The organism is Methylobacterium sp. WL116 (genome assembly GCF_008039455.1).
Taxonomy (GTDB): domain Bacteria; phylum Pseudomonadota; class Alphaproteobacteria; order Rhizobiales; family Beijerinckiaceae; genus Methylobacterium.
The window spans coordinates 1-1,218 of record NZ_VRUV01000867.1; the positions used below are offsets into that span (position 1 = coordinate 1).

A 1,218-nucleotide genomic window follows, 5' to 3' on the forward strand; every position below is an offset into this window, starting at 1 on the left:
GGCAGGATGATTCGCAAGGTCTCGAAGCTCAGAGGGACCTGCGGCGGCAGGAACGAGGGCAGGCTGCTCGGCAGCGCGCCCATGTCGCCGACCGTGCGGATCGGCAGCGCCAGCGCGAGCGCGGCGAGGCCTGTGGCGAGGGTCAACGTCAGGACGCGGGTGGGCGGCATCGCGGAGGGTCCGGCGGGCACTTCTGGGGCGGTCCTCCCGAGGGAGGATCGCACCTTAGCCGTTGCCGGAACGCGAGGCGAGCGTTCGCGCGCCACAGCCTCGCTCCGAACCGGCTCGGTCGAGCGGGCGGTTCAGCCCTTCTTGTCGCCGTTGGTCGCCTCGTAGGCGTCGATCGCCCGGCGGCAATTCTCGGACAGCGACTTCCAGTTCTTCTCGAAGCAGGCATCGAGCTTCGGGTCCTCGGGGGCGAGGTTGCCGCAATAGTTCAGGTAATCGCCGGTGCAGTACTTCTTCAGGGTCTCGTTGCCGCGCTTGGTCTCGGGCGCCGCCGAGGCCGGCGCGGAGAACGACACGGCCAGGCCGAGCGCGAGGGCGAGGGACATGAGCTTCAAGGCCATGGGGCGTCGTTCCATCTGTCGGATCGAGAGGGGGGATGGCGGTGCGATGATGCCATCGCGTGGTGGAAACAAGGCATCGCGGCGCGGTTTCGCAACCGCAACCCTAGGATTTTGGTGGCTCGACGGCCGCTCAGTGCGAGGAGGCACGCATCGCGTAGGCCGCCACCGGCGGAAGGCGCTCGCGCTGAGTCAGGGTGTCGGCCACCTCGGTGATGCGCCGGCGAAGGTCCGCATTCTCGCGCTCGACCGCCTCCCCGCGGTCGGACACGGCCTTGGCGAGCGCCGCCTCGGTGGCCGCGAGCTTTTCGCGCACGCTGCCCTCGCTCTCCGCCGCGCCTGCATCGGATGGGACGTCCTCGACCGTGCCGAGGGCGTTCCGCGCGGCGAGCAGGCTGTCCAGGAGGTCGGCATGCGCCTCTTCCAGGGCGAGCAGGGTCGCGAGGCTCGACGAGCCGTCGGCCTGCGCGGTCGAAAGCTCGTTCTCGAGACGACCGCGAAGCGCCAGCGCCTCGGCGATCTCGGCGTCGCGCGCGGCGACGTCGCGCGCGAGGGCGGCCGCCTCCATGGTGCGGTTGCCGAGGGCCGCCATGTCGGCCTGGCGCTTGCTGCGCGCGTCCTCGACGGCACGCTCCATCCGCCGCTGCCGCAC

General features: G+C 70.9%; 2 protein-coding genes. Both read right to left on the bottom strand.

What is annotated here, in order from left to right; all coding sequences use genetic code 11:
- Window positions 1-302: 302 nt before the first annotated feature.
- Window positions 303-569: a 3',5'-cyclic-nucleotide phosphodiesterase gene (locus FV223_RS28040; RefSeq protein WP_147729929.1), complete on the bottom strand. Its 267-nt coding sequence runs from the start codon at window positions 567-569 to the stop codon at window positions 303-305.
- Between the two features lie 130 nt (window positions 570-699).
- A partial coding sequence (locus FV223_RS28045; protein ID WP_210247535.1) for a hypothetical protein occupies window positions 700-1,218 on the bottom strand: 519 nt, incomplete at its 5' end.